This window comes from Bradyrhizobium sp. WSM2254, from assembly GCF_000472645.1.
GTDB classification, from domain to species: Bacteria; Pseudomonadota; Alphaproteobacteria; order Rhizobiales; family Xanthobacteraceae; genus Bradyrhizobium; species Bradyrhizobium niftali.
In genome coordinates, this window is sequence record NZ_AXAB01000087.1 from 1 (window position 1) to 6,591 (window position 6,591).

At 65.0% G+C, this 6,591-nt stretch carries 7 protein-coding genes and 1 tRNA gene; 4 read left to right on the forward strand and 4 right to left on the reverse strand.

Annotation, left to right across the window (positions count from 1 at the left end; all coding sequences use genetic code 11):
- Together A3M7_RS45590 and chpT are read right to left on the reverse strand one after the other, a co-directional pair.
- On the reverse strand, nt 1–284 hold a 284-nt coding region (locus tag A3M7_RS45590), incomplete at its 3' end, for an Hpt domain-containing protein (RefSeq protein ID WP_198033832.1).
- A 197-nt stretch (nt 285–481) separates the two neighbouring features.
- On the reverse strand, nt 482–1,135 hold the full coding sequence (gene chpT, locus A3M7_RS0137420) for a histidine phosphotransferase ChpT (protein ID WP_027548462.1): 654 nt from the start codon (nt 1,133–1,135) through the stop codon (nt 482–484).
- Nucleotides 1,136–1,335: 200 nt separating this feature from the next.
- Here chpT and cysQ point away from each other — a divergent pair, with 200 nt between their 5' ends.
- Entirely contained in the window at nt 1,336–2,166 is an 831-nt protein-coding gene (cysQ, locus tag A3M7_RS0137425; protein ID WP_027548463.1) for a 3'(2'),5'-bisphosphate nucleotidase CysQ, read from the forward strand.
- On the opposite strand, the gene A3M7_RS0137430 is transcribed toward cysQ, so the two are convergent.
- Complete coding sequence (locus tag A3M7_RS0137430; RefSeq protein ID WP_027548464.1) at nt 2,160–2,645, reverse strand: YHS domain-containing (seleno)protein; 486 nt, start codon at nt 2,643–2,645, stop codon at nt 2,160–2,162. The two genes, cysQ and A3M7_RS0137430, sit on opposite strands and share 7 nt — an antisense overlap.
- Before the next feature lie 139 nt (nt 2,646–2,784).
- Here A3M7_RS0137430 and A3M7_RS0137435 point away from each other — a divergent pair, with 139 nt between their 5' ends.
- The 3 genes from A3M7_RS0137435 (at nt 2,785) to A3M7_RS0137445 (ending at nt 5,042) form a co-directional block, all read left to right on the forward strand.
- A complete protein-coding gene (locus A3M7_RS0137435; protein ID WP_027548465.1) occupies nt 2,785–3,390 on the forward strand; it encodes a DUF1134 domain-containing protein in 606 nt (201 codons plus the stop codon).
- A 119-nt stretch (nt 3,391–3,509) separates the two neighbouring features.
- A complete protein-coding gene (locus A3M7_RS0137440; RefSeq protein ID WP_027548466.1) occupies nt 3,510–4,808 on the forward strand; it encodes a hypothetical protein in 1,299 nt (432 codons plus the stop codon).
- Between the two features lie 159 nt (nt 4,809–4,967).
- Nucleotides 4,968–5,042: transfer RNA gene (locus A3M7_RS0137445), tRNA-Val, on the forward strand.
- 964 nt (nt 5,043–6,006) lie between these two features.
- Here the strand turns inward: A3M7_RS0137445 and A3M7_RS0137450 are convergent.
- Nucleotides 6,007–6,591: transposase (locus A3M7_RS0137450; RefSeq protein WP_027548467.1), on the reverse strand; the 585-nt coding region annotated here is incomplete at its 5' end.

Below are 6,591 nucleotides of genomic sequence, written 5' to 3' on the forward strand. Positions count from 1 at the left end.
TCCTTGATGCGGTCGATCGAGGACAGGATCACCGTCACCGCCTGCCCCGTCACCGGCATGCCGTCACGGAATTTGCCCATCAGCGTCTCGCCGGCATGCGCCAGCGCTTCCAGACGCGGCAAGCCGAGGAAGCCGCACGTACCCTTGATGGTGTGGACCAGGCGGAAGATGTTATCCAGGATCTTGGCGTTGTTCGGCTCCTGCTCGAACTTCACTAACTGATTGTCGACGGTGTCCAGGCTCTCGCTGGTCTCCGTCAAGAACTCCCGCAACAGATCATCCATGAAAACAGGCCTTCATACAGGGAGGGCGCGCACGAGGCGTGATGCGCCATTTCGGAATGGGGCCAGCTTCACCGCAAAGCGTTTAATAATGGTTGAGTATGTGGAAAAGAACGGAACCAACAAAGAGATAAGGCGCTCCGGACAAGCCGAAGCGCCTCGTAAAGGTTGGATTAACGTCTTGAGAGCGATGCGCGCGTTTACGAAGCGGTAACGATGATGGCTGCGCCTTCCGGTGCGAGCGTCACGGTGAGCCCGCAGGCCTGCGCCAGCAGCCGCGTATAATAAGGCTGGATCGCGTGCGCATCCGCGGCGGGCCCGCGCTCGCCGCTCAGGAGCTCGGCGATGTTCTGCGGCAGGCGCGCATTATGTCCGGCCGCGGTGATGCGAAAGCTCATCGCCTCGCCCTCGCCGATCGGATCGATCGTGAGCGTGCCGCCGCGCGGGATCGTGTGCTGGGCCACGACCAGCATGTTGAGCAGCAGCTTGACGCGATTCTTCGGCAGCAGCAGCCGCGGCAGATTCCACGTGATCGTGCACTTGCCGTCCTCGATATGGCCGCGCGCCATGGTCTGGGCATCGCCGAGGTCGATCTGGGCGCCGGAGGAGCCGGCCGCGCCGAAGGCGAGTCGGCAGAACTGGAGGCGGGCGGAGGCCGTCTTGGCGCTCTTGCGAATCAGGTCGAGCGCGAACTCGCGGTCCTCGGGCTTGGGATCGTCGTCGAGCACTTCGAGCCCGTTGACGATGGCGCCGACGGGGCTGATGAGATCGTGGCAGACCCGCGAGCACAGCAGCGCGGCGAGTTCGAGCATATCGGGAGCAGTAGTGGTCGCGGGCGACGAGGCGTCAGACATATAATGGGGTCCTGGAGGGTTCCTGGAATTGCGCGGCGCTGGACGCCGCGAATCACGCATGCTTGACGGATGCCGCAGGTTCTAACATTCGCAAGCCTGCGGCAGCTAGCTTGCGATCGGTTCGGGGCGGCCATAAAGCCCCAATCGAGTCAATCGGGGCGAATCAGTCGAGCGGGAACGGAATTGCCGATGAATGAGGCATGCAGGTGAAGCGGATCATCGACGGCGCGGCCGCATCCGGCCTGATGGAGCCGCTCACCGCGCTGGTGGTGAGGGCGGGCGAAGCGATCCTCGCGGTCAACCGCGCCGCGATGCGGGTCGACGGCAAGCAGGACGGCTCGCCGGTCACCGAGGCCGACCTTGCCGCCGACCGCATCATCGCGGACGGCCTGGCGCAGCTTGCGGGCGACATCCCGACGCTCTCGGAGGAGCGGACCCAGCTTGCCGCTCCGCCGTTCCGCGACAGCTTCTTCCTGATCGATCCGCTCGACGGCACCAAGGAGTTCGTCGCCGGCCGCGACGAGTTCACCGTCAACCTCGCCCTCGTCACTCAGGGGGTGCCCGTGCTCGGCATCGTCAGCGCGCCCGCACTCGGGCTGCTCTGGCGCGGCATCGTCGGCCGCGGCGCCGAGCGCGTCAGGTTTGACGGCGCTACCATCGGTGCCGCCGAGCCGGTCCACACCCGCAAGCTGCCGGCGCCGGGCGAGCCCTGGGTCGCGGCGGTGAGCCGCTCGCATGGCGATCCCAAAAGCGAAGCGTTCATCGATAGCAGGCCCAATGCCGTCAGAAGGACGGTCGGCTCGGCCGTGAAATTCGGCCGGATCGCCGAAGGCAGCGCCGACATCTATCCCCGCTTCGGGCCCACTTCGGAGTGGGATGTCGGGGCCGGCTGCGCGGTCGTGACCGCGGCCGGCGGCAAGGTCACCGACGGCAAGGGCGGCGAGATCCGCTTCGGCCAGCGGCAGGACACCGGCTTCATCATCCCGGAGTTCATCGCCTGGGGCGACCCGCAGGCGGTCGGCTGCTACTGACTGAGCTGCTCCTGAAGCGCCGGCCAGCGCTTGCCGACTTCGTAGAGGAAGCGGTCCGGATTGGCGGCGAAGGCGTCGCGATTGGCTTCCCGGCTGAACAGATAGAGCCGCTGCGCCACGATCGCGAAGAAGCGGGGGTTGCCGGCGATGGTGACGCCACGGGCGATGTCGGCGGGGTCATAGCCGCCGAACTGCGGTCCATAGATCTCGGGATGGGCCAGGAAGGAGGCCCGGTTGCCCTCGTTCCGGAAGCGCCAGACCGCGCCCCAGAGGTTGGCTTCGAACTCGGCCGTCCCCTGCGCGGCGCTGCCATCGACGAAATAGGCGACGGGGTCGAAGCCCTCGATGGCGACGCCGCTGAAGCGATTGACGACGATCCGTTCGGTGGTGGCAGCCTGGACCGGCAACCATGCGCAGGCGATCCAAATGCCCGCCAACAGGCAGACGAGGCGGCCGATCAAGGCAATTCCGGGGCGCAAAGGGCTATCTTCCTGCCGTTGTGCCGTCATAGTTGCTGCGGATAACATCCGAGTCGAGGGGACATTCGGCGCAACCTAGAGCCGTGCCTGTTGGCGTCAGGTTAAGGAAGCGATCGGATTCGATACCAGGGGTTCTTTTATGACTTTCGCATCACGCCTCGCTGCGCTCGCGCTCGCCGCGATGGTCGGCTGGATCGTGCCGGCCTCCGCCCAGCAGGCGCCGCCGCCCAATCTGCCGCCCCCGCAGCGGACCCCGACGCCCAACACCTATGGGCCGGACGAACTGGTGGGTGCCGGCCACCGCTTCTTCGGCAACGTCTCGCGCGGGCTGGCCTCGATCATCGAGAAGGCGGTCAGCCAATGGGGCCTGCCGAACGGCTATATCCTGGGTGAGGAAGGCTCCGGCGCCTTCGTCGCCGGCCTGCGCTATGGCGAAGGCACGCTCTACACCAAGAACGCCGGCGACCTGCGCGTCTACTGGCAGGGCCCCTCGCTCGGCTTCGACTGGGGCGGCGACGGCGCGCGCACCATGACGCTGGTCTACAACCTGCCCGCCACCAACGCGATCTACCAGCGCTTCGCCGGCCTCGACGGCTCGGCCTATATCATCGGCGGCTTCGGCATGACGGCGCTCACCGCCAACAACATCGTGCTGGTGCCGATCCGCTCCGGACTCGGCCTGCGGCTGGGAGCCAATATCGGCTACCTGAAATACACGCCGCGCGCGACCTGGAACCCGTTCTAGACTCCGCTCCACCGGTCCAATTCCGGATTCACGGTAACAACAGGGCGGGGCTGGCTTTTTGCCGGCCCGCCATGCATTGTCGTTGGTAAATTTTTCCTTAGCTTTGGGAGTTCTGGCCCATGGTCGAACCGATCATGTACCTGGCGATCGGTTTCCTGCTCGCGATGCTGTGCGGGCTTGCCATCGTGCCGCTGGTGCATAACCGCGCGGTGCGCCTGACCACGCGCCGGCTCGAGGCCGCCACCCCGCTGTCGATGGCCGAGATCCAGGCCGACAAGGACCAGCTTCGCGCCGAATTCGCCATGTCGGCACGCCGGCTCGAGATGAGCGTCGACCAGCTCAAGAACAAGACCACGAGCCAGCTCGCCGAACTCGGCAAGAAGAGCGACGCCATCAACCGCATGAAGATCGAGCTCGGCGAGAAGAACGCCACGATCTTCGCGCTGGAAGCGCGCGAGAAGGCGGTCAAGGAGCAGCTCCGCGCCACCGAAGAGGAATTCAACGCCAAGACCGAAGCCCTGCGCGCCGCCGAGAATGCGCTGACCGACAAGCAGGGCGAGCTCGCGAAGATCAACTCCGAACTGTCCAACCGCTCGATGATGGCGGAGAGCCGCCAGGTCGAGCTGGTCGCGGTGCGCGCGCAGATCGACGAGCTGAAGAACCGCGTCGGCGATGCCGAGAAGGAGTTTGCCGCGACGCAGGCGCGGCTGACGCAGGAGCGTACGGAATCCGAGACCGCCTCGCGCGAGCTTGGGGATGCACGCGGCCGGGTCGAAAACCTGAGCCAGCGCGTCACCGAGCTCGATCGCCAGCTCATCGTGCAGGTGAAGGAGGCCGAGATGCTCTCGGGCCGCGTCGCCGACCTCGAGGGGCGCCTCGCCACGCAAGGCAAGCTGCTCGCCGAGCGCGACTACGAGAACAACCAGCTCCGCCAGGCGAGCGATGGCTCCGAGCGCACCATCAAGGAATTGCGCGTCGAGATCGCCGCCTTGAGCGGCGGCAAGTCGTCGGCCGCCATGGAGCAGATCCGCGCGGAAAAGACCGCGCTAGAGGAGCAGCTCCGCACCGCGCGCGACGAGCGCGCCAAGCTCCAGCGCGACATCAACGCGATCCAGCAGCAGGCGGAAAGCTCCTGGGCGACCGAGCGCATGGAGAACGCGCTGCTGCGCGAGCGCATCAACGATATCGCCGCCGAGGTCGCAAAGCTGGCGATGCAGCTCGAAGGCCCGAACTCGCCGATCGAGGCCCTGCTTGCGGCCGAGGCCGGCCAGCCGCCGAAGCCGGCGCCGCGCCCGGCCAACGACGCCGCGACGAACGGCGCGGCCGCAGGGACCCTGCCCGAGGGCGGCGGAACGCTCGCCGAGCGCATCCGCGCGCTCCAGGCCCACGCCTCCCGCGCCCGCCAGCAGGGCGCGTAAGCCGGCCAAAACGCGGCCTCGCAGCCGGATTGCGCGATCTGCGGGAAGGTTTTCCAGGCTCGGGGCGCCTGGAAACTTGACACCTCCGGCCCGCACTTCTAAATCGCGGGCTCTGATGCGCCGGCCGGCCGAAAGTCCGGCCGTCGGCATGATGGTCCCGGGCGCATAGCTCAGCGGGAGAGCGTTCCCTTCACACGGGAGAGGTCCAAGGTTCGATCCCTTGTGCGCCCACCATTTAGCCCCTTTAATCAGTAAGTTAGAGATCTTGTTCCCTCGAAGTGTGCCCCGAAAAAGTAGGGGCACAGCGGGGGCACAACGCGCCTTGGGCAAAAATCGCTCAGTCTGTATTCCGGATATCTTCTATTGAGGGCCAAATCGCCGCGCTTCGAGACGAGATCGAAAAGCTCGCCGACGCGGTAAGTCGTTCCCAGGCTGCACTTGCATCCGCTCGCGAAATTGAGCGGTCAGACGCGTGAGCGCAGAGATCATCGATAAGAGGCTAGCCCAATCAGCCCTACTCAACGAGCTGCATCAGCGCCTGCGCCCGCATGCCAACTGGAAAACCATCGACTACAGCATCCGCGGGGACGTTCGCCGGTTCCTGAGCCTAAGAGTTGGAGATTGGCTTAATCCGCAATTCGTTTTCAGCAGTGGACAGGGCCGAGCCGCGGGCCTGGCATTCCTACTTATCTGTGCATCTTGCTCGCGCGTGGACGCCTTGGCACTCGCTTCTCCTCGATGATCCCGTTACCCGCGCGGGTTTTGCCGTTCAGCTTCACGCCGTAGCGCGCGGCGACGTCGTCCGCGAACGGGTCGACTGCCAGCCTGTCGGGAAGCCCCTTGCGGCCCCGCGATCTCCGGCACCAATTCGCGGTGACCAGGCTCAGGCTTTGGCACCAACAGCGCGCAGATGTTCAAGCGCTGCTGCCTTTACACGCCCTTCTGTAATGGGCCCGATGATGTCAAGCCTCCCGAGTGAACGCCACGCTGCCGAGCTCATGCTTCTGTTCGTGGTCGACGCCTGGCCGCCACATCATGCTGTCAGAGGGAGCGGTGAGCCTATCTAGATACGCGTGGTTCGTCGGACGACGGCCACTGGGCGTGTAACGGCTTCGCCGCATCCACCGTCCCGGCGACGGGACTTCGGGCACCGGGCTTCAGTTCATCCCGGTTGCGTTCTTGATCTCCTCCGCGTCTTCTATGCTGCGATTGAGCCCGCTTCGGCCCATCGGTAAGTCGTGCCATCGACCCAGATCCGATGCAGGATCACTGCGAGCTTGCGTGCCAAGGCAACCTTTGCGCGCTTCGAGCCTCTCCGCTTGGCGACGTCCATCCCCCAGCGTTTGAGTTTTGAGAACCGCGTGATGCGCGATAGCAGAACGTTGGCGGCTTCATACAAGGCCGTCCGCACCGTCTCATCGCCGGCCAGCGTGATTCCGCCCGTGACGTCCTTTTCTCCCGATTGATATTTCTTTGGCGTGAGCCCGAACAGCGCGCCTGCTGCCTTTGACTTTACAATGCGATGAGGATCATCAATCGCCGATTTGTAGGTGATGGCCACCAGGGGACCAACGCCTGGTACTGTCATAAGCCGGCGGCAGACTGCATCATCACGCACAATTGCCAGCACAGCCTTGTGTAGTCTTCCGTATTCTGCCTTCAGGGCCGATCGTGCCGAAAGCATCGCACCAGCAATGCGCTCCAATGTCGCCTGGCCTGCAACCAACTCTCGAATCCGCGCTTCGAAATTCCTTCGCGTCACCGGGCCAACCTTCAGACCGAA